The 19365-nt window shown below is 68.2% G+C and carries 14 protein-coding genes; 12 read left to right on the forward strand and 2 right to left on the reverse strand.

The annotated features are described in order from the left end of the window. Positions 1 to 7 precede the first annotated feature (7 nt). Together tssB and tssA are read right to left on the reverse strand one after the other, a co-directional pair. Positions 8 to 523 carry a type VI secretion system contractile sheath small subunit gene (gene tssB / locus E3U47_RS19215; RefSeq protein WP_134693245.1) on the reverse strand — a complete coding sequence of 172 codons (516 nt, stop codon included), beginning with the start codon at positions 521 to 523 and terminating at the stop codon, positions 8 to 10. A 73-nt stretch (positions 524 to 596) separates the two neighbouring features. Next, positions 597 to 1640 carry a type VI secretion system protein TssA gene (tssA, locus tag E3U47_RS19220; RefSeq protein ID WP_134693246.1) on the reverse strand — a complete coding sequence of 348 codons (1044 nt, stop codon included), beginning with the start codon at positions 1638 to 1640 and terminating at the stop codon, positions 597 to 599. A 397-nt stretch (positions 1641 to 2037) separates the two neighbouring features. Here tssA and tagH point away from each other — a divergent pair, with 397 nt between their 5' ends. The 12 genes from tagH to tagQ all read left to right on the forward strand — a co-directional run bounded on the left by tagH (position 2038) and on the right by tagQ (position 19336). Continuing rightward, a complete protein-coding gene (tagH, locus tag E3U47_RS19225; protein WP_134693247.1) occupies positions 2038 to 3399 on the forward strand; it encodes a type VI secretion system-associated FHA domain protein TagH in 1362 nt (453 codons plus the stop codon). 47 nt (positions 3400 to 3446) lie between these two features. After that, a complete protein-coding gene (gene tssJ, locus E3U47_RS19230; RefSeq protein WP_134693248.1) occupies positions 3447 to 3944 on the forward strand; it encodes a type VI secretion system lipoprotein TssJ in 498 nt (165 codons plus the stop codon). 16 nt (positions 3945 to 3960) lie between these two features. Beyond that, complete coding sequence (tssK, locus tag E3U47_RS19235; protein WP_134693249.1) at positions 3961 to 5295, forward strand: type VI secretion system baseplate subunit TssK; 1335 nt, start codon at positions 3961 to 3963, stop codon at positions 5293 to 5295. 166 nt (positions 5296 to 5461) lie between these two features. Continuing rightward, complete coding sequence (locus tag E3U47_RS19240) at positions 5462 to 6772, forward strand: DotU family type VI secretion system protein (RefSeq protein WP_134693250.1); 1311 nt, start codon at positions 5462 to 5464, stop codon at positions 6770 to 6772. Next, positions 6769 to 10275 (forward strand): type VI secretion system membrane subunit TssM, encoded by a 3507-nt coding sequence (gene tssM / locus E3U47_RS19245; RefSeq protein ID WP_134693251.1) that lies wholly within the window; start codon positions 6769 to 6771, stop codon positions 10273 to 10275. Before E3U47_RS19240 ends, tssM begins: the two co-directional genes overlap by 4 nt. Next, positions 10272 to 10928: a type VI secretion system-associated protein TagF gene (gene tagF / locus E3U47_RS19250; RefSeq protein WP_134693252.1), complete on the forward strand. Its 657-nt coding sequence runs from the start codon at positions 10272 to 10274 to the stop codon at positions 10926 to 10928. Before tssM ends, tagF begins: the two co-directional genes overlap by 4 nt. Next, positions 10925 to 11644, forward strand: a complete 720-nt coding sequence (locus E3U47_RS19255) for a PP2C family serine/threonine-protein phosphatase (protein ID WP_134693253.1) — start codon at positions 10925 to 10927, stop codon at positions 11642 to 11644. The genes tagF and E3U47_RS19255 overlap by 4 nt, the downstream gene beginning before the upstream one ends. A gap of 7 nt (positions 11645 to 11651) precedes the next feature. Next, positions 11652 to 14666, forward strand: coding sequence for a serine/threonine-protein kinase (locus E3U47_RS19260; RefSeq protein ID WP_134693254.1), 3015 nt, complete (start codon positions 11652 to 11654; stop codon positions 14664 to 14666). Further along, a complete protein-coding gene (locus tag E3U47_RS19265) occupies positions 14666 to 15370 on the forward strand; it encodes an ABC transporter ATP-binding protein (RefSeq protein ID WP_134693266.1) in 705 nt (234 codons plus the stop codon). The genes E3U47_RS19260 and E3U47_RS19265 overlap by 1 nt, the downstream gene beginning before the upstream one ends. Next, a complete protein-coding gene (locus tag E3U47_RS19270) occupies positions 15370 to 16572 on the forward strand; it encodes an FtsX-like permease family protein (protein ID WP_134693255.1) in 1203 nt (400 codons plus the stop codon). The genes E3U47_RS19265 and E3U47_RS19270 overlap by 1 nt, the downstream gene beginning before the upstream one ends. Beyond that, a complete protein-coding gene (locus E3U47_RS19275; protein ID WP_134693256.1) occupies positions 16565 to 18331 on the forward strand; it encodes an SUMF1/EgtB/PvdO family nonheme iron enzyme in 1767 nt (588 codons plus the stop codon). The genes E3U47_RS19270 and E3U47_RS19275 overlap by 8 nt, the downstream gene beginning before the upstream one ends. A gap of 78 nt (positions 18332 to 18409) precedes the next feature. Further along, on the forward strand, positions 18410 to 19336 hold the full coding sequence (gene tagQ / locus E3U47_RS19280) for a type VI secretion system-associated lipoprotein TagQ (RefSeq protein WP_134693257.1): 927 nt from the start codon (positions 18410 to 18412) through the stop codon (positions 19334 to 19336). Positions 19337 to 19365: the final 29 nt, after the last annotated feature.

The following is a 19365-nucleotide window of genomic DNA, read 5'->3' on the forward strand; positions in this document are numbered from 1 at the left end:
GGTCTCCTCAGGCCTTCGGCTCGGTGTCGGCGGGTTTCGGCGCGCTGGCCAGGGCCTGGAGCAGGGCCGGGTCCTTGATGGCCTTGAGGATGATGTCCTCGGCGCCGGTCTTGCCGTCCATGTAGGTCAGCAGGTTGGCCAGCTGGGTACGGGCCTCGAGCAGTTGGTTGAGGGCGTCGACCTTGCGCGCCACGGCGGCGGGGCTGAAGTCGTCCATGCTCTCGAAGGTGATGTCCAGGCTCAGGTTGCCTTCACCGGTCAGCTCGTTGGGCACGTTGAACGCCACGCGCGGCTTCATGGCCTTCAGGCGCGAGTCGAAGTTATCGACATCGACCTCCAGGAACTTGCGGTCGGCCACTGCCGGCAGCGGCTCGGCGGGCTTGCCGGCAAGGTCGGAGAGCACACCCATGACGAAGGGCAGCTGGACCTTCTTCTCGGCGCCGTACAGCTCGACGTCGTACTCGATCTGTACCCGCGGCGCACGGTTGCGCGCGATGAATTTCTGGGAGCTGTCTTTCGCCACGTTGTTCCTCCTGGTCGCCGGTAGGGCGGCTCTGCTTGTTGCGGGCGTCGGTGTTTAGGCGGCCGGAGCGACGTCAGTCGTGTTCCGGGCCGCGCAGGTTCTCGAATTGCGACATCCCGTCGGGGATCAGGTCGCGGACGATGGTCGCGAAATCGGCGTTGACCAGGTTCTTCGCCCGGCGCAGCAGCACCGGCAGCGGGCTCGAGGGCTCGTGGCGGGCGTAGTACTGGAGCAGGCGGTCAAGGCTTTGCAGCACGTCGTCGCGGCTGTTCACTTCGCCGGGGCGCGTGGCTGGGCGCGGCGCGGCGGCAGTGGCGCTGGCCGTGGGCTGCGGGTCGTGCTGGGGGCTCGGCGCAGCCTCGTCGGCGCTGGCGTCCAGCGGGGCCGCGGCACCTTCCGGGCTGTAGTCGGCGAGCACCTGCTGGACCTGACGCAGTGGCTGGCGCAGGGCGGACAGATCGACGCCACTGGCCGAACCGACCTGGTCGTTGACCCGGTTTTCGATGCTGTCCAGCGCTTCGCGGGCCAGTTGCAGGGCCTGGCGGCATTGCGCGAGCTGCTCGGGGTCGGCGTCGCGCAGGGCGGCGCCCAGCTCCTCGGCGCTCAGTTGCTCGCTGGCGAAGTGCTGCACGCCGGCGGCGTGCAGGGCGGCGCGCAGGGTCACCGGGCCGAAGGCGCGCGAACGCACCAGCACGGCGTCGCGCAGCAGGGCGATGTTGGTGTCGCAGGTGAGGCCGGCCAAGGCGTTGACCCGCACTGTGGGGTCGTTGTCGTCGGCGGCGTCCAGTTGCGGGTGCAGGTACAGCCAGTATTCGCCGAGCAGGTCGCGGATCAGCTCGAGGCTGGCGGCCAGGCCCGGCAGGCCGTGCAAGGCCAGGTTGGCCTGGACCAGGAAATGGGTGATGCGCAGGTCCTTGCTGCGTTGCAACAGGGCGCTGCAGGACTGTTCGATGGCGCGCCACTGGGGCGGTTCGGCCGCTTGCACGGCGTCGCCCATCACACGCTCGGGGCGGCCCTGGGCATCGCGTTCCAGTTGCAGGAAATCGGCGTCGTATTCGAGATCGTCGCCACAGGGAAAGTCTGCGGAAACAGCGGCGAGCAGCAGCGGCGAGTTCACCAGAATTCGATCTCCATATCGGCCCTTGGCACGGGCTTCGTATACGCCAAGTTGCAACTGTGAACTGGCGCACAAACTTGTCAAAGAATGCGAAGTTGATATCAGTGTGATATCACTTTGGCACTCTCAAGTTGCGCATTTATGGTTTATTTCCAAATTGCTGTCAAGGTAAGCTACGCGCCGCGAGGGGGCGACTGTGAACCAGTTGGCAAGCCTTCGTGTCCATTGGTCAGGTGCCATCAAAGTGCCTTGCCGATAGGGTTTAATACGACCTTCCGGAATGAGGCTTCTCGGCGATAACCCAGCGTTCACACGGGGTTGGCCGGTTTGCTGGGTCGGGCTTGCACATCCACTCAAATGGATGGATAAGTGTTTCATATATATGCAAGGAGGCATGATGGCACTTTGCCTGACCATCACCAGTTACCACAAGATCACCCCAGGACAATGTCCGGAGAAGTTGCTGGAAACCGGTGCCATTACGGTGGGAAGAGCCACGGATAATGATTGGGTATTGCCCGATCCCGAGCGCCTTGTATCTTCGAAACATTGCGTCATCCAGTTCAAGGATGGCCGTTACTACCTGACCGACAACAGCACCAACGGCGTGGAGTTGGTACACGCCGGTATTCGCCTGCGCCGGGGTAACAGCGAACCGTTGATGGACGGCGAAGTTATTCGAATTGGCGATTACGAAATCCAGGCGCGCATCGATGCCGGCCTGGCCATTCCCCTGGGCGGGCAGCCCGAGGTACACAGCTTCGAGGCGTTGATGGCCAACCAGGTGGCGGCGCCGAGCGCGCCTATCGCCGGCGCGCCAGCGGCCTTCCTGCAAGGAGCGTCGAGCCACGACACCCTGCCGGACCTGTTCGATTTTCTTGGCCCGGCCAGCGTGGCGCCGGTGAGCCAGCCGGACCATGTGCCGGCCCAGCAGCACGATTTCCGTCCACCAACGCCTGTGGCGCCGCCGCCCGCGCCTGCCGCCGCGCCGGCTGCCCCAGGGGTGATTCCCGCCGACTGGGCGTTGTTCGATGACTCCCCGGCACCGGCACCCCAGGTAACGCCGGCCGCGCCGCCAGCCCCGGCGCCAGAGCCGCCCGCAGCGCCCGTCGCGGCCCCGCCCGCAGCGGTGGCGCCGGCCCCTGTGGCAGCGGCCCAGGCTGGCGCTGGCGATGCCATGCTCCAGGCCTTCCTGCGCGGCGCCGGCATCGAGCACCTGCGCATCGACGCCGCCGATGCCGCCGCGCAGATGGAAGCCATCGGCCGCAGCTACCGCTTGATGGTCGAGGGCCTGATCGATGTACTGCGCGCGCGCAGCAGCCTCAAGGGCGAGTTCCGCATGCAGCAGACCAGCATCGCCCCGGTGCAGAACAACCCACTGAAGTTCGCCCCCAATGCCGACGAGGCGCTGCTGTTGCTGTTGCGCCACGCCAGCCAGGCATTCATGGCGCCGGACCAGGCGGTACGCGACAGCTTCGACGACCTGCGCGCGCACCAGCTGGCCGTGATGGCCGGGGTCGAGGCGGCGCTCAAGCACTTGTTGGCGCGCTTCGAGCCGGCGCGCCTGGAAGAGCGCCTGGCCCCTGCCGCCGGGTTGTCGAAGCTGTTCGGCGGTTCGCGCCAGGCCCATTGCTGGCAGCAGTTCACCACGCTGTACCAGCAGCTTTCCCGCGAGGCCGAGGACGATTTCCAGGACCTGTTCGGCCGCGAGTTCAGCCGCGCCTACCAGGCCCACAGCCAACGCATGCAACGCCCCTGAGACCAACGCCGGGGCCAGGAAGAACACAACACGTCATGAGGACGAGGATGAGTGCAACAAGACTGATCGCAGCCCTGGCCATCGTGCTGCTCAGTGCCTGCAGCAAGGACACGCCGCTCGAAGCCGCCGCCCCCGCCGCGGCGCCGGCCACGGGCATCACCCTGTACTTCAGCGCCGCCGCCGGGCTCAACCCCGGCGCCGGTGGCACCCCGGCGCCGGTGCGGGTGCGCATCTTCGAGCTGAAGAACAGCGCCGCGTTCAGCCGCGCCGACTACTTCGCCCTGGCTGAGCGCGCCTCGGCGACCCTGGCCGCCGACCTGATCGACCAGGACGAAGTGCTGCTGCAACCTGGCGAGCAACTGCGCCTGGAACGCCCGCTCGACCCGGCCACCCGCCAGGTCGGCCTGGTGGTCGGCTACCGCGAGATCGACCAGGCCCAGTGGCGCAGCGTGCTGCCGGTGCCGCCCCGCGATTATCAGATCAGCCTCGATGTGCGCGCCGTGCGCAGCGCCGTGGCCACCCCACAACCTGAACCTGCCCGCTAGGCAATCGGAGTACTGCATGTCCTGGAACAATCGCGTGGTCTGGTCGGAAGGGATGTTCATCACGACCCAGCACTTCCAGCAGCACGACCGCTACCTGGAGCACTTCGTCGATACCCGCAGCCGGCCGTTGATCGCCGCTGCCTGGGGCTTCTCCGAGCTGCTCGTCGACCAGGGCCTGCTGGCCCAGGGCAAGCTGGCGATTCTCAGTGCCCGCGGCCTGTTGCCCGACGGCACGCCGTTCGACATCCCCCGTGACGACCTGCCGCCGCCGCCGCTGGAGATTCCCGACGAGCTGCGCGATGGCGTGATCTACCTGGGCCTGCCGCTCAAGCGTGCCGGCGCCCGCGACACCGTCGACGACGGTGAAGCGCTGGGCGCTGCGCGCTACATCAGCCGGGTCAGCGAGGTGCGCGACGACAACGCGCCGTTCGAGAACCGCGCGCCCCTGGCCCTGGGCAGCCGCGCCCTGCGCCTGCTGCGCGGCGAGGATGGCTTGAGCGACTACGCCGCGCTCGGCGTGGTGCGGGTGCGCGAGAAGCGCGCCGACCGCGCCCTGGTGCTGGACGACAGCTACATCCCGCCGCTGCTCGACGTCACCGCCAATAACGCGTTGTCGGGTTTTCGCGGCGAGTTGCTGGGCCTGCTGCACCAGCGCGGCGAGGCCTTGGCCGGGCGCGTGGTGGCCTCGGCCAACGGCGGCGCTTCGGAGATAGCCGACTTCATGCTGCTGCAACTGGTCAACCGCGCCCAGCCGCTGGTCGAGCACCTCAACCAGCTGACCCCGCTGCACCCCGAGCGCCTTTACAGCGAGCTGGTGGCGCTGGCCGGCGAGTTCGCCACCTTCACCCGCGACGGACGTCGGCCCGAGGCCTTCCCGGTGTACCAGCACGACGACCTGGCGGCGACCTTCGCGCCGGTCATGGCGGCTCTGCGCGAGGCGCTGTCGATGCTGATCGACAGCAAGGCGGTGGCCATCCCGCTGGTCGAGAAGGCCTATGGCATCCACGTCGGCATGCTCGCCGACCGTAGCTTGCTCGACAGCGCCAGCTTCATCCTGGTGGTGCGCGCCGACGTGCCCAGCGAGACCCTGCGCAGCCGCTTCGGCCAGCAGAGCAAGATCGGCTCGGTGGAGCACATCCGCGACCTGGTCAACCTGCAACTCCCGGGTATCGGCCTGCTGCCGCTGCCAGTGGCGCCACGGCAGATTCCGTTCCACGCCGGCTCAACCTACTTCGAACTCGACCGTGGCAGCGAACACTGGAAGCAGCTGCAGCATTCCGGTGGTTTTGCCTTCTACGTCGCCGGCGAATTCCCCGGCCTGAACCTGGCCTTCTGGGCGATTCGGGGGTGATGGCGTGATGTTTGAAGATGCTGGGACCGCGTTGCGGTCCTTTCGCGGCACAAGGCCGCTCCTACAGGGGAGCGCGAACGCCTGTAGGAGCGGCCTTGTGTCGCGAAAGGGCCGCAACGCGGCCCCCGATGCCACCCCCCATCCAAGGACCGGAGACTAAGCCGCGATGCAACCAGACGATCCGCAGGCCTTCGACCGCACCCAGTTCATGCCGCGCCCCGGTGGCCGTGGCCCGCAACCGGCCACGCCAACCCCCGCTACGCCACCGCCAGCGCTGAACGTGCCCGCCGAGCCGCTGGCCGCCGGCCAGGCCGAGGGCCTCAACCCGCTGGAGCAGGCGGCCGGCCCATTGCTCGCGCTGCTCACGCGCCTGCGCAACACCATCGCCCACCCGGCGCCGGCCAGCCTGCGCGCGCAACTGCTGGCCTACCTGCGCCAGTTCGAAGAACGCGCCGAAGCCGCCGGGGTGCCGCGCAACGAGGTGCTGCTGGCGCGCTATGCGCTGTGCACTGCCCTCGACGAGGCCGTGCTCAGCACCCCCTGGGGCAGCGCCAGCGACTGGGGCAAGCAGAGCCTGCTGATCACCGTGCACAACGAGGCCTGGGGTGGCGAGAAGGTGTTCCAGCTGATGGAACACTGCCTGCAAAGCCCACGCGAGCGTCTGCACCTGCTGGAGCTGCTGTACTTGTGCACCAGCCTCGGCTTCGAAGGCCGCTACCGGGTGATGAACGGTGGTCGCGCCCAGCTCGAGGCCCTGCGCGAGCGCACCGCCGCGACCATCCGCAGCGCCCGTGGCGAGATCGAGCGCGAGCTGTCGCCGCACTGGCGCGGTGTCAGCGTGGCGCGCGACCGCCTGGCGCAGTTCGTGCCGCCCTGGGTCGGCCTGGCGGTGGCCCTGGCGCTGCTGTTGCTGGTGCTGTTCGGCCTGCGCCTGAAGCTGGCCGCCGATGCCGAGCCGGTGTTCCGCGGCATCCACGCCCTGGGTGAGATCCCGGTGCAGGCCATGGACCGCCCGGTGGTGCAGCCCAAGCCCGTGGAGCGTCCGCGCCTGGCCGGTTTCCTCGCCGAAGACATCAAGGCCGGGCGAGTCGCCGTGGAGGACGCGGTGGACCGTTCGGTGGTGACCATCCGTGGCGACGAACTGTTCGCCTCGGCCAGCGCCAGCATCAAGGGTGACTTCGAGCCGTTGATGCTGCGCATCGCCGAGGCCGTGGCGAAAGTGAAAGGCAACGTGAAAGTCACCGGCCACAGCGACAACCAGCGCATCGCCACGCTGCGCTTCCCGTCCAACTGGGCACTGTCCCAGGCCCGCGCCGAGGAGGTCAAGGACATCCTCGCCGCCCGTACCGGTCAGCCTGGGCGCTTCACCGCGCAGGGCCTGAGCGACACCGAGCCGCTGGCATCGAACGACAGCGCGCAGGGCCGGGCGAAGAATCGTCGGGTTGAAATCACCGTTCTGGCGGAGGGCGTCGAGTGAAGGCGTTTTTCAGTTTTGTCATTCGCTGGGTGATCCCGCTGCTGGGCCTGCTGGCCCTGAGCCTGATCATCTGGTTCGTCGGCCCGTTGCTGGATGTGCTGGCGCCGGTCACGCCGCGCGTGGTGCTGATCTTCCTGCTGTTCGCGGCGTGGATCGCCTACCGTGTATGGCGCATCGTCCAGGCCCGTCGGCAGGCGGCGAAAGTCATGGAAAGCCTGGCCGCCGAAACCGCGCCGGACCCTGCCAGCGCCGCCACCGCCGAGGAGCTGGCGACCCTGCGCCAGCGCATGGACGAGGCCCTGGTGCTGTTGAAGAAGGCGCGCCTGGGCGGTGACGAGCGGCGCAACCTGTACGAGCTGCCCTGGTACGTGATCATCGGCCCGCCCGGTTCGGGCAAGACCACCGCGCTGGTCAACTCCGGCCTGCACTTCCCGCTGGCGGCGCAGATGGGCGAGGGCGCCATTCGCGGCGTGGGTGGCACGCGCAATTGCGACTGGTGGTTCACCGACCAGGCGGTGCTGCTCGACACCGCCGGGCGCTATACCACCCAGGACAGCCATGCCCAGGTGGACAAGGCCGCCTGGCTGGGCTTCCTCGACCTGCTCAAGAGCCAGCGCTCGCGCCGCCCGATCGACGGCGCGTTCATCGCCATCAGCCTGTCCGACCTGCTGCTGGGCAGCGAGGCCGAGCGCGCCGCCCACGCGGCGGCCATCCGCAAGCGCATCCAGGAGCTGTACAGCCAGCTGGGCGTGCGCTTCCCGATCTACCTGATGCTGACCAAGCTCGACCTGGTGCCGGGCTTCATGGAGTTCTTCGACAACCTGAGCAAGGAAGAGCGGGCCCAGGTGTGGGGCATGACCTTCGCCCTGGATGACGGCCAGCAGGGCGATGGCCCGCTGGCCCAGTTCGGCAGCGAGTTCGGCTTGCTGGAACAGCGCTTGAACCAGCGCCTGGTCGAGCGCCTGCAACAGGAGCGCGACCCGGCGCGGCGCGACCTGGTGTACGGTTTCGTCCAGCAGTTCGCCGCCCTGCGCGGCAACCTCACCAGCTTCTTGGACGGTATCTTCAAGCCCAATGCCTTCGAAGAACGCGCGCTGCTGCGCGGTGTGTACTTCACCAGCGGCACCCAGGAGGGCAGCCCGATCGACCGCCTGATCGGCAGCATGGCCCAGAGCATGGGCCTGGACCGCGCGCACCTGGCGCGCCAGAGCGGCAGCGGGCGCAGCTACTTCATCGAGAAGCTGTTCAGCGCGGTGGCCTTCGCCGAGCGCGGCCTGGTCGGCAGCAACCCCAAGGTCGAGCAGCGGCGCAAATGGATCGCCCGTGGCGCCCTGGCCCTGAGCGTGGCCCTGGTGCTGGTGGTCGGCACCCTGTGGACCCTGAGCTACCGCGCCAACCAGCAATATATCGCCGAGGTCGACAGCCGCCTCAAGCCGTTGGGCAAGAGCGTGCAGGAGCTGAGCCCGGCGCAGCGCAACGTGGTCGAGGTGCTGCCGCTGCTCAATGCCGTGCGCCGCCTGGCCGACGATCCACCGGGCTGGGCCGAGGGCCTGGGCTTGTACCAGGGCGACATGCTCGAAGGTGAGTCCGACAGCGTCTACCGCAAGTTGCTGATCGCCATCTTCGCCCCGCGCCTGGTCACCCGCATCGAGGAGCAGCTGTACGCCGGTGGCCCGTCCGACTACCTGTACGAAGGGCTCAAGGCCTACCTGATGCTGGCTGACGGCGAGCACTACGACCCTGAGTTCATCAAGGCCTGGATCACCCTCGACTGGGAACGCAGCCTGCCCCGCGACCTGGCCCCGGATTTGCGCCAGGCCCTGTCGCAGCACCTGGCGGCGCTGTTCGACAAGCGTCCACCCAATGCCCGCCTCGACCAACGCCTGATCGACGACACCCGTCGCCAGTTGCAGCAACTGCCGGTGGCCCAGCGGGTCTACGACCGGGTCAAACGGCAGAAACTGCCGGCTGGGGTCAACGACTTCCGGGTCAGCGATGCCGCCGGGCGCGACGCCGCCCTGGTGTTTCGCTTCAAGAACGGCAAGCCACTGAGCGAGCCGTTGCCGGGTATCTTCACCGTCGAGGGCTACCGCAAGGCGTTTCTCGCCGCCAGCCTGGCCCACAGCGAGACCCTGGCCGAAGAGCGCTGGGTGCTCGGCCGCGAGGCCAGCGAGGCGGGCGATGCCAAGCGCCTGGCCGACGATGTGCTGCAGCTGTATTACCAGGACTACATCCGCAACTGGGACGCGCTGCTGGCCGACCTGGACTTCGTGCCCATCACCAGCGTCGGCCAGGCGGCCGATGTGCTGCGGGTGCTGTCCGGGCCGACTTCGCCGATGAAAAAGCTGCTGCAGTCGGTGGCCAAGGAAACCAACCTGGCCCAGCCGACCACCCTCGACAAGGTCCAGGCCAAGGCCGAGCAGGCCGGCGTCGATCAGTTGCGCCAGCGCCTCGGCGGCCTGCTGGGCGATGCGCCGCTGCCCAGCGACAACCCCGCCGCCCGTGAGGTCGACCCGGTGACCGCGCACTTCGCCGAACTGGCCGCCCTGGTTGACACCGGCGAAGGCCAGCCGGCGGCCATCGATGGCCTGCTCACCGACCTCAACGCCCTGTACGTGCAAGTCAGCGCCATGGTCGGCGCCAGCGGCGACGCGCTGCTGGGCGAGGCCAAGAACCAGGCCCAGGCCGCGGCGCAGCGGGTCGCCCTGGGCGCCGCGCGCCAGCCCAAGGTGGTGCAGAACCTGGTGGGCTCGGTGCTTGGCTCGACCCACAACCTGGTCATGGGCGGTGTGCGCAACCAGCTCAACGCCGCCTGGGCCAGCGAAGTGGTCAGCGTCTACCGCCAGTCCCTCAGCGGGCGCTACCCGCTGGTAGCGGGTAGCGCCCGCGACGCCACCCTGGAAGATTTCGGCCAGTTCTTTGGCGTTGGCGGGGTAATGGACAACTACTTCCGCAAGTACCTGCAACCCTACGTCAACACCTCCAGCACGCCCTGGAGCTGGCAGCCGGGCGCGGCGCAGAAGCTGGGGATCAGCAGCAACGTGCTGTACACCTTCCAGCGCGCGGCGAGCATCCGCGATGCGTTCTTCCGCAACAGCAACGGCGTGCAGCCGGGGGTGCGCTTCGAGCTCAAGCCGGTGGCGATGGATGCCACCATCACCCAGTTCCTGCTCGACCTCGACGGCCAGCAGGTCAGCTACGACCACGGGCCGAGCCGGCCAGTGGCGTTGCAGTGGCCCAACCCCAACAGCATCGGCGTGGTGCGCCTGTCGATCTCGCCACCTTCGGCCGCTGGCCGCTCCGGGCTGACCGTGGAAGGGCCCTGGGCCTGGTTCCGCCTGCTCGACCAGTCCGACCTGGTGGCCGGCAGTTCGCCGGAGCGCTTCAACCTGCGCCTGCGCGTCGATGGCGCCAGCGTGTCTTACGAGCTGCGTGCCAGCAGCGCCTTCAACCCGTTCCGCAGCCGAGTGCTCAGCGGTTTCAGCCTGCCGGAGCATCTGTGAGCGACCTGGGTTTCTATGGAAAGCTGGCCAGCCGCGGCGACTTCGTCAGCCGTGGCCTGCCACAAGGTTTCATCCAGCCCTGGGACCAGTGGCTGGCGGCGGGGTTGCAGGCCAGCCAGCAGGCGCTGGGCGAGCGTTGGCTCGAGGCTTACCTGGTCAGCCCCTTGTGGCGGTTTGCCCTGGCGCCGGGTGTGTGTGGGCCGGATGCGGTGGTTGGGGTATTGATGCCGAGCATCGACCGGGTCGGGCGGTATTTTCCGTTGACCGTGGCCCAGGTGCTGGAGCCGGGGCAGCCGTTGGCGCCTGTGGTGGCCGGGGATGACCAATGGTTTGAAGCGGTTGAGGCTGCTTTGTTGGCGACCCTTGAGCCAGGTGCTGCCTTTGAGCGTTTTGAGGCGGCCTTGCCGCCTTTTCACGGCACCAGGCCGCTCCTACAGGGGCCGCGTGTGGCTGTGGGTGGTTTGCAGCGGTTGGATGCGACCACCCCGCAAGGGCGTGCACTGGCCTTGGCCGAATGCGCCTGCGAGGGCATGAGCCTGTGGTGGGGCAGGGGCTCTGAGCGTATCGCCCCGGGCTTGATGCGCTGCGCGGGCTTGCCGCGCAGCGAGGATTTCGCCGGGTTTCTTTTGGGTAGCGAGGCAGCGCACGCATGATCGACCTGCAATACACCGCGGCCAGCTACAGCCATGTCGGCATGGTGCGCAAGATCAACGAGGACGCTTGCCTGGAACTGACCTGGGCCGGCCTGTGGGCGGTGGCCGATGGCATGGGCGGCCATGCCGCCGGTGACTATGTCAGCAGCCTGGCGGTGGACAGCCTGCGCAGCCTGCCGATGCTCGATTCGCTGGAGGAGTTTGCCGGCGAAGTGCGTGACGGGCTGTCGTGGGTCAACCGCACGGTGCGCGAGGAAACCGCGCGCCGCGGCGTGGCGATGATGGGCAGTACCGTGGTGGTGCTGGCGGCGCGGGGCGACCAGGCCATCGGCCTGTGGGCCGGCGACAGCCGCCTGTATCGCCTGCGCGAAGGCAGCATGCAGCGCCTGTCCCACGACCACAGCTACGTCCAGGAACTACAGGACAGCGGCCTGCTCAACGAGGCCGAGGCGCGGGTGCATCCGCGCGGCAATATCGTCACCCGCGCCCTGGGCGTCGAGGACCATATCGAGTTGCAGGCAGTCACCCTGCAAGTGCAGCCCGGCGACACCTACCTGTTGTGCAGCGACGGCTTGAACAAGACCGCCGAGGACCACGAGATCGCTGAGGTGCTCGGTCACGCCGACCCCTACGAAGTGGTGCGCAGCCTGGTACACCTGGGCTTGACCCGGGGCGCCCCCGACAACATCACCGCCGTGGTCGTGAAGGCGAGCTGAAGACACCATGAATATGCAGATCCCCGGATTCGACATCGATCACGAGCTTGGCCAGGGCGCCATGGCCAGCGTGTACCTGGCCACCCAGCGCTCGCTCGAGCGCAAGGTGGCGCTGAAGATCATGGCGGCGAGCCTGGCCGCCGACCCGACCTTCTGCGAGCGCTTCCTGCGCGAGGGCCGCACCCTGGCGCGGCTGGCGCATCCGAACATCGCCACCATCCACGACATCGGCAATGTCGGCGAGCTGTACTACATGGCCATGGAGTACCTGCCCAGCGGTACGCTCAAGGAGCGCATCGGCGAAGGTCTCTCGCCTGAACAGGGGCTGGTCTACGTGCGCCAGATCGCCCAGGCGCTGGGCTACGCCCATGCCCAGGGCCTGGTGCACCGCGACGTCAAACCGGCCAACATCCTGTTCCGCGCCGATGGCACCGCGGTGCTGTCGGACTTCGGCATCGCCAAGTCGCTGGACGACCGCACCCAGTTCACCCAGGCCGGTTTCGCCGTCGGCACGCCGAGCTACATGAGCCCCGAGCAGGCCCGTGGCATGGAGATCGACGGGCGCGCCGACCTGTATGCGCTGGGCGTGGTGCTGTACGAGATCCTGGTCGGCAAGCTGCCGTACAACGGCACCGATGCGCTGTCCACGGCGCTGGCGCACCTGACCGAGCCGTTGCCGGAGCTGCCGATCGAGCACGGTCGCTACCAGGACATCCTGCGTGGCCTGCTGGCCAAGGACCCCAACGAGCGCTTTGCCGATGCCGCGGCCTTGCTCGCCGCGCTGGATCGCCTGGCGCTGCCGGCAGCGGTGGATGAGCGCGACAGCACGGTGGTTCGCCCGCTGGTGGTAACGCCAGCGCTGGCGCCAGAGCCTGTGTCCATCGAAATCCCCAGCGCCGTGGCCGCGCCTGCGCCGCGCCCCGAGCCCAAGTCCAAGCCAGAGCCCAGGCCACAGCCCGCGCCGCTGGTGAAATCCGCCTCGAACAAACCCGCCAAGGCGGTACTGGCCGTGGCCATCGCGGCGGCCCTGGGCCTGGGTGGCGCGTTCTTCTGGTTGCTCGGTGGCAGCGACGAGCCGGCGCTCGAGCCGCCGCTGGCGCAGGCCCCGGTGGACACCGCCGCCCCCGCCCAGCCAACGCTGCAAGCGGTAGCGCCCGACGACGATGGCCGCCCGCTGCTGATGCCTGGCAAGAAGACCCTGTTCCAGCGGGTGCTGACCAAGCCCGACGCACAACTGCGGGCCCAGCCCGGCGATGCCTCGGGTGAGAAGCTGCCGGCGTTTTCCGTGCTGTACGTGTATCAGCGCAAGGACGTGGCGGGCAAAGCCTGGCTGCAGGTGGGCGCCGCCAGCGATGGCCAGCGCGACGGCTGGTTGCCGGCCGAGCAGACCAGCGACTGGAAGCAGAGCCTGGTGCTCAAGTTCACCGAACGCTCGGGCCGCGCGCCGGTGATGTTCATGCGCCAGGTGGACGATGTGCAGCACCTGCTCGACGACACCGCCAAGGCCCGCGACAGCTTGCTCAAGGCGCAGAACAGCCCCGACCAGGTGCCGCAGGTGATGGCCCTGGAGCCGACGGCCAGCGCCGTGCCGCAGAACCAGTTCTACCTGATGCCGATCTTCGACTACCGCGAGAGCTTCGATGCCGATGGCCAGCCGGTGCAGTTGCTCAACATTGCCTCCATCGACCCTGGCGCCAGTGCCCGCGACAGCGCGCCCAAGGCGGCTGGCGTGGCAGCGGTGGGCGAGCAAGGTTTCCGCACCGGTATCGTGCTGGTGGTGGACACCTCGGTGTCGATGCAGCCCTACATCGACCGCGTGCGCCAGGTGGTCAGCGAGCTGCAGCAGCAACTGGCCGCCCGTGGCGAACTGGACAGCGTCAGCTTCGGCCTGGTGGGCTTTCGCAACAGCGTCAAGCGCACCCCCGGCCTCGATTACCTGAGCAAGACCCTGGTCAGCCTGGAGGAGGGCCGCGACCCGGCACGCTTCCTCAAGGCGGCATCCCAGGTCAAGGCCACCAGCGTTTCCAGCCACTCGTTCAACGAAGACGCCTTCGCCGGCGTGATGCAGGCGGTCGAAGGCATGGACTGGTCCGGCTACGGTGGGCGCATCATCCTGTTGGTCAGCGATGCCGGCGCGCTGCGCAAGAACGACCCGTTCAGCAGCACCCAGATGAACGAAGCCGAAGTGCGCCAGGCGGCGCTGAGCAAGCAGATCAAGATCTACGCCCTGCACCTGCTGACCCCGGCCGGGGTGAAGAACCATGGCGCGGCGCAGGCCCAGTACCGGGTGCTCACCGCCGACAGCAACCCGCAGATTGGCGACCTCTATGTGGGCGTGCCGGGCGGCGAAGTGGGTGTGTTCGGCGAGCGTGTGCGCGAGATTGGCTCGACCTTCGCCGAGCTGGTGCACCAGGTGCGCAACCAGCAACCGCAGGCGGTGCCGCTGCTGACTTCGGCCTCGGGCCTGGCGGCCAAGTCCCAGGCCATCGGCTATGCCATGCACATGGACTTCCTCGGCCGGCACGGCGCCAGCCAGGCGCCGCAACTGGTCAGCGCCTGGACCGCCGATCGCGACCTGACCAACCCGGCGCTGCCGACCCTGCAGGTGTGCGTGATGCTGACCAAGCTGCAGCTCAACGACCTGCAGCAGTCGCTCAAGCTGATCGTCGACGCCGCGCGCAAGACCCGCAGTTCGCCGGGGGATTTCTTCAACGAGATCGCCAGCGCCAGCGCCTACATGAGCCGCGATCCCGGCGCCCTGCGCAAGGGCGCCAACCTGGCCCAGGGTGGCGTGCTCGGTGAATATCTCGATGGCCTGCCGTACCGCAGCAAGTCCCTGGCGATGACCCAGGACCTGTGGTTGTCGCTGTCGGTGGCCGAGCAGGAGGACTTCATCGACGAGCTCGACTCGAAGATCCGCCTGTACGAAACCTTCCACAACGACATGGCCAACTGGGTGCGCTTCGGCAAGGCCGAGCCGGGCGACGCCTTGTACCGTGTGCCGCTGTCGACGCTGCCGTGATGATTCGCCTGGACGGGGTGCGCAAGACGCGCGGGCAGGGCGCCCAGCGTTACAGCCTGCAGGTCGACCAGCTGCACCTGGCGGCGGGTGAGCGGGTGGCGTTGGTCGGCCCCAGCGGCTGTGGCAAGAGCACCTTGCTCGACCTGCTGGCGCTGGTGCTGGCGCCGGATGCGGCGGCAGGCTTTTGCGTCGGCGGCGTGGACGTGGCCGGGCTGTGGCGCGAACGCCAGCTCGACCGCCTGGCGGCGTTGCGCAGCCGCCATCTGGGTTATGTGTTGCAGGCCGGTGGATTGCTGGGCTTTCTCGATGTGCGTGGCAATATCCGCCTGCCACGGCAATTGCTCGGGCTGGGCGATGACGGCAGCGTCGAACGCCTGGCCGAGGCGTTGGATGTGCACGACCAGTTGGCCAAGAAACCGGCCACGTTGTCCCTCGGCCAGCGCCAGCGGGTCAGTTGCGCCCGTGCCCTGGCCCATGGCCCGGCCTTGTTGTTGGCCGATGAGCCGACCGCCGCGCTGGACCCGGTGAACGCCGAACGGGTCATGCAACTGCTGTTGCGCGAGGCCGATGCACGCCAGGTCACCTGCGTGGTCGCCACTCATGATGAAAACCTGGCCCGCGCGGCGGGCTTGAGCCTGCTGCGCATGAGCTGCCAGCGCGATGTCGACGGTGGCGTCACCGCGACCTTGGCGAGGGCCGCCTGATGCGCCCGTTGCTGATCGCCGGGCTGGCCTGGCAGGACTACCGCAACGATGCGCGGCTGTCGGCCTGTGGCGTGCTGGCGCTGGTGGCGGTGATCGCGCCGTTGCTGGTGCTGTTCGGCCTGAAGTTCGGCCTGGTCGGCAGCCTGACCGAGCGCCTGCAGCGTGATCCGGGCGTGCGCGAGATCATTCCGTTGGGCGGTGGACGCTTTCGCGGCGAGTTCATCGAGGAACTGGCACAACGCCCGGGAGTGGCCTTCGCCATCCCCCGGACCCGGCAGATCGCCGCCACCGCCGAACTGCTGCTGCCCGCCCACGGACGTGGCCTGACGGTCGAGATGCTGCCCAGCGCCGAGGGCGATCCCTTGCTGGCCCAGGTCGCTCCCCCGTCGGGGCTGCAACAGGTGGTGCTGAGCTTTACCGCTGCGCAAAAGCTTGGCGCCAGGGCCGGAGACGAGCTGCAGGCCAGCTTCAGCCGCCAGCAGGCCGGGCAGATGCAATGGCGGCAGACGCGCCTGCAGGTCCTCAGCGTGTTACCCCTGGCCGCGTTCGAGCGCGATGGCCTGTTCGCATCGTTGCAGTTGCTCGAGGCAGTCGAGGACTACCGTGATGGCCGCGCGGTGCCGGCACTGGATTGGCAGGGCGAGGCGCAGGGCTCCGTGGCGCAGCGGGTTTACCCGGCGTTCCGCCTGTACGCCCGTGAGCTGACCGACGTCGAGCCACTGCGCCAGTTCTTCGCCGAACGCAAGCTGCTGGTGTCGACCCAGGCCGCGCAGATCGCCCAGGTGCAGTCGCTCAGCCGCAACCTCGACCTGGTGTTCTGGATCATCGCCAGCCTGGCCGTGGCCGGGGCGGTGGCGGCCATCGCCGCGGGCGCGGTGGCGGCGGTGGAGCGCAAGCAACGCGAACTGGCGGTGCTGCGCCTGCTGGGCTTCGGCACCGCCGCGCTGCTGTTGTTCGTGATGCTCCAGGCGCTGTACAGCGGGCTGTTCGCCGCCGCCCTGGCGGGCCTGCTGTACCTGTTGGCCGAGCACGGCCTGAACCGACTTTTCATGCAGGTGCCCGGCGAATTCGCCAGCCACCTGTTACCCATGCACTACCTCGTTGCGCTGTGCGCCGTGCTGCTGGCCAGCACTGCCGCCGCCGCCCTCGGCGGCTGGCGGGTGGCGCGCATCGAGGCTTGCCAAGGAATCCGTGATGTCTGACCGCCGCCTCGGGGCCGCTGCCCTGATCCTCACCGCACTGAGCCTGGGCGCCTGTTCCCAGGCCGATGGCGACGACAAGGCCAAGCCGGTCGCCCAGTCCCAGGCTGGGAGTGAGAGCAAGCTTGATAACCCCAAGCCGCTGCCGGGCGATGTCAGCCTGCCGCTGCCCTGTGGCGGCGAGCTGGTTTTGCGCAGTGTCTACGTGCTGGCCCAGGGCAGCCTCGACGACCGTGAGGTCAACCTCGGCTACCCGTTCAGCGAAGGCGAGGCCGGCTACAAGCAGTCGTTCATCTCGGGCTACCGACGCGACTTCATCAATGGCCAGTTCAGCCTGCAGGACTTGGCGCCGCAGTGGCAGAAGGCCGTTGGCCCGACCTTGCCGAAGGTCGACAAAGGCAGCCCGCTGACGCCGATGATGTATTTCATCGGCAAGTACGAGGTTACCGCGCGCCAGTATGCCCAGGTGATGGCCCAGGCGCAGTCGCTGGCCAGCGGCGAGGCTGCCCCGGCCTGCGACGCGAGCAACGATGCGGCGGGGCGTCTGCCCAAGGTCAAGTTGTCGCGCTTCGAGGCCGAGCGCTTCGCCGCGGTGTACAGCGCCTGGCTGATGAAGCATCACCGCGACCTGCTGCCGGTCAGTGGCCGTGGCAGCAAGGCCGAGGATGGCGGCACGGGCTTCGTGCGCCTGCCCACCGAAGTCGAGTGGGAGTTCGCTGCCCGTGGTGGTTCGGCGGTCAGCCGCCAGGAGCTGGAAGGGCGTCTGTTCCCGCGCAAGGCCGAGGGCGCCGACAGCGAGGGGCCGCTGGGCGATTTCGCGGTGTTCAACCAGGTGGCCGGCGGCACCGGCCAGGCGGCGCGGCTGATGCCGATCGGCAGCAAACAACCCAACCCGCTGGGCCTGTTCGATGTGATCGGCAACGCCGCCGAGATGGTCCAGGAGTCGTTCCAGCTGGTGCATGCCGGCCGCCTGCAAGGCGCCTACGGCGGCTTCGTGGTCAAGGGCGGCAACTACCTCGAAGGCGAGGGCACGCTGTTCACTGGCATGCGCCGCGAGTACCCGCTGTTCGGCGCCGATGGCACCGAGCAGCGCAACGAGACCACCGGTTTCCGGGTCGCCATCGGCGCCTTGTCGGCGCCGCGCTCGCGCTACCAGGAGCTGTTCGAGCAGTGGCAGAAGGAAGGCCGCCTGGCCAGCCTGACCGATGACATCGACGCCGCCCAGGACCCGACCAAGCGCCTGGACAGCATCATCGCCGCCGCCAGTGACCCACGCCAGCAAGCCGAGCTGGGGCTGGTCAACGAAGAGCTCAAGCGCAATGTCTCGCTGATCGCCCGCCAGCGCGAGGAAGCCGCCGGCAACCTGATCCAGTCCGCCGCCTTGGTGGCCGAGACCGTCAACAACTACAACATCCGCCTGACCAACCTGCAGAACACCCAGGCCAAGGCCGAGGCTGCCGGCGACCAGACCAGCGCGCGCATGTACGGCGCGGCCATCGCCAATGGCCGCGCGGCCCTCGACGGCGCCGTGGCGATCTACATCGACAACCTGGCCAGTGGCACGCGCTACACCGATGCGGTGATCCAGGCGCAGTTCCAGCGGGTCAAGGAAGAACTCAATCGCAAGCCGGTCCTGGGCAACAGCCTGGTGACCCGCGCCACCCTGTTCGTCCGCCACGTCGGGGAGTACCGCCAGAACCGGCGGGCCGATCCGGCGACGATCCTCAAGGAGCTGCTGGCATCGGCCGCCCCGCGACCCTAAGGACAGCTTCCGTAGAAAGGACTCCCGGGCGGCAGACGCCCCCCGGTTACCGAGAAACCCAAGAAGAGAAACCAGACCATGTTCACCCGCAAACCCCTGATCACCGCATCCCAGGCCCGTACCGCGCTGCTGCTGGCCGCCGGTTTCAGCACCGTGCTGCTGAGCGGTTGCGCCAGTTCGCCGGCGTCCAAGGTCGGCGCCACGACCAAGGTCGAGTACTACCCCAACTGCTACGAGCCGGTGCAGCACCTGCGCTCCACCGACGGTGACATGACCCGCTCGGTCACCACCGGCGCGCTGCTCGGCGCGGTCGGCGGTGCCCTGACCGGCGCCCTGGTCGACAAGGAAAACCGCGGCCGCAACGCCGCCATCGGCGCCGCCGGTGGTGCCCTGGTCGGCGGCGCGGCTGGCTACTACACCGAGCGTCAGAAGCAGATCAGCGACGACAAGCAGCGCATTGCCTCGTACGCCGCCGACATCGACAAGAGCGCTGCCGACCTGGACCGCACCACCGCCTACGCCAAGTCGTCGCAAAGCTGCTACCAGCGCGAGTTCGCCAGCCTGATCCAGAACCGCAAGTCGGGCCGCATCAACGACACCGAGGGCCGCAAGCGCCTGGCCGAGATCGTCGCCGGCCTGCAGGAGTCGAACAACCTGCTGACCACGGTCAACGGCCGTCTTGGTGAGAACCTCAACAACTACACCCAGGCCTACGAGCAGGACCTCAAGCAAGTGGGCGTACAGCGCACCGAAGTGGTGGCCGTGGCCGAGCCGCCGAAGGTGGCAACCACCGGCAAGAAGAAGGACGTTAAAAAGATTCAGCCGGCCAAGACCAACACCAAGGTGCCACAGGAAGCGGTAGCCACCGAGAAGACCCTGCAGAACGCCAACGGCAAGAAGACCGAGGCCCAGCAAGTGGCCAAGGCCGGCGCCGACCAGGTCAACGCCATGTGCCGCAACCCGGACATGGGTGACTGGGCGCCGGTGCCTTGCCCTAACGTCTGATACCGCGGCCGCGTCGGCAAGCCGGCTCC

Origin of the sequence: Pseudomonas sp. RIT623, assembly GCF_004519305.1 — a bacterium.
GTDB lineage: Bacteria > Pseudomonadota > Gammaproteobacteria > Pseudomonadales > Pseudomonadaceae > Aquipseudomonas.

Excerpts from the sequence above, each read along its gene's own strand:
- tagH (WP_134693247.1), top strand. The coding sequence starts at position 2,038 with ATGGCACTTTGCCTGACCATCACCAGTTACCACAAGATCACCCCAGGA.
- tssJ (WP_134693248.1), top strand. The coding sequence starts at position 3,447 with ATGAGTGCAACAAGACTGATCGCAGCCCTGGCCATCGTGCTGCTCAGT.
- tssK (WP_134693249.1), top strand. The coding sequence starts at position 3,961 with ATGTCCTGGAACAATCGCGTGGTCTGGTCGGAAGGGATGTTCATCACG.
- E3U47_RS19240 (WP_134693250.1), top strand. The coding sequence starts at position 5,462 with ATGCAACCAGACGATCCGCAGGCCTTCGACCGCACCCAGTTCATGCCG.
- E3U47_RS19255 (WP_134693253.1), top strand. The coding sequence starts at position 10,925 with ATGATCGACCTGCAATACACCGCGGCCAGCTACAGCCATGTCGGCATG.
- E3U47_RS19260 (WP_134693254.1), top strand. The coding sequence starts at position 11,652 with ATGAATATGCAGATCCCCGGATTCGACATCGATCACGAGCTTGGCCAG.
- E3U47_RS19265 (WP_134693266.1), top strand. The coding sequence starts at position 14,666 with ATGATTCGCCTGGACGGGGTGCGCAAGACGCGCGGGCAGGGCGCCCAG.
- E3U47_RS19270 (WP_134693255.1), top strand. The coding sequence starts at position 15,370 with ATGCGCCCGTTGCTGATCGCCGGGCTGGCCTGGCAGGACTACCGCAAC.
- E3U47_RS19275 (WP_134693256.1), top strand. The coding sequence starts at position 16,565 with ATGTCTGACCGCCGCCTCGGGGCCGCTGCCCTGATCCTCACCGCACTG.
- tagQ (WP_134693257.1), top strand. The coding sequence starts at position 18,410 with ATGTTCACCCGCAAACCCCTGATCACCGCATCCCAGGCCCGTACCGCG.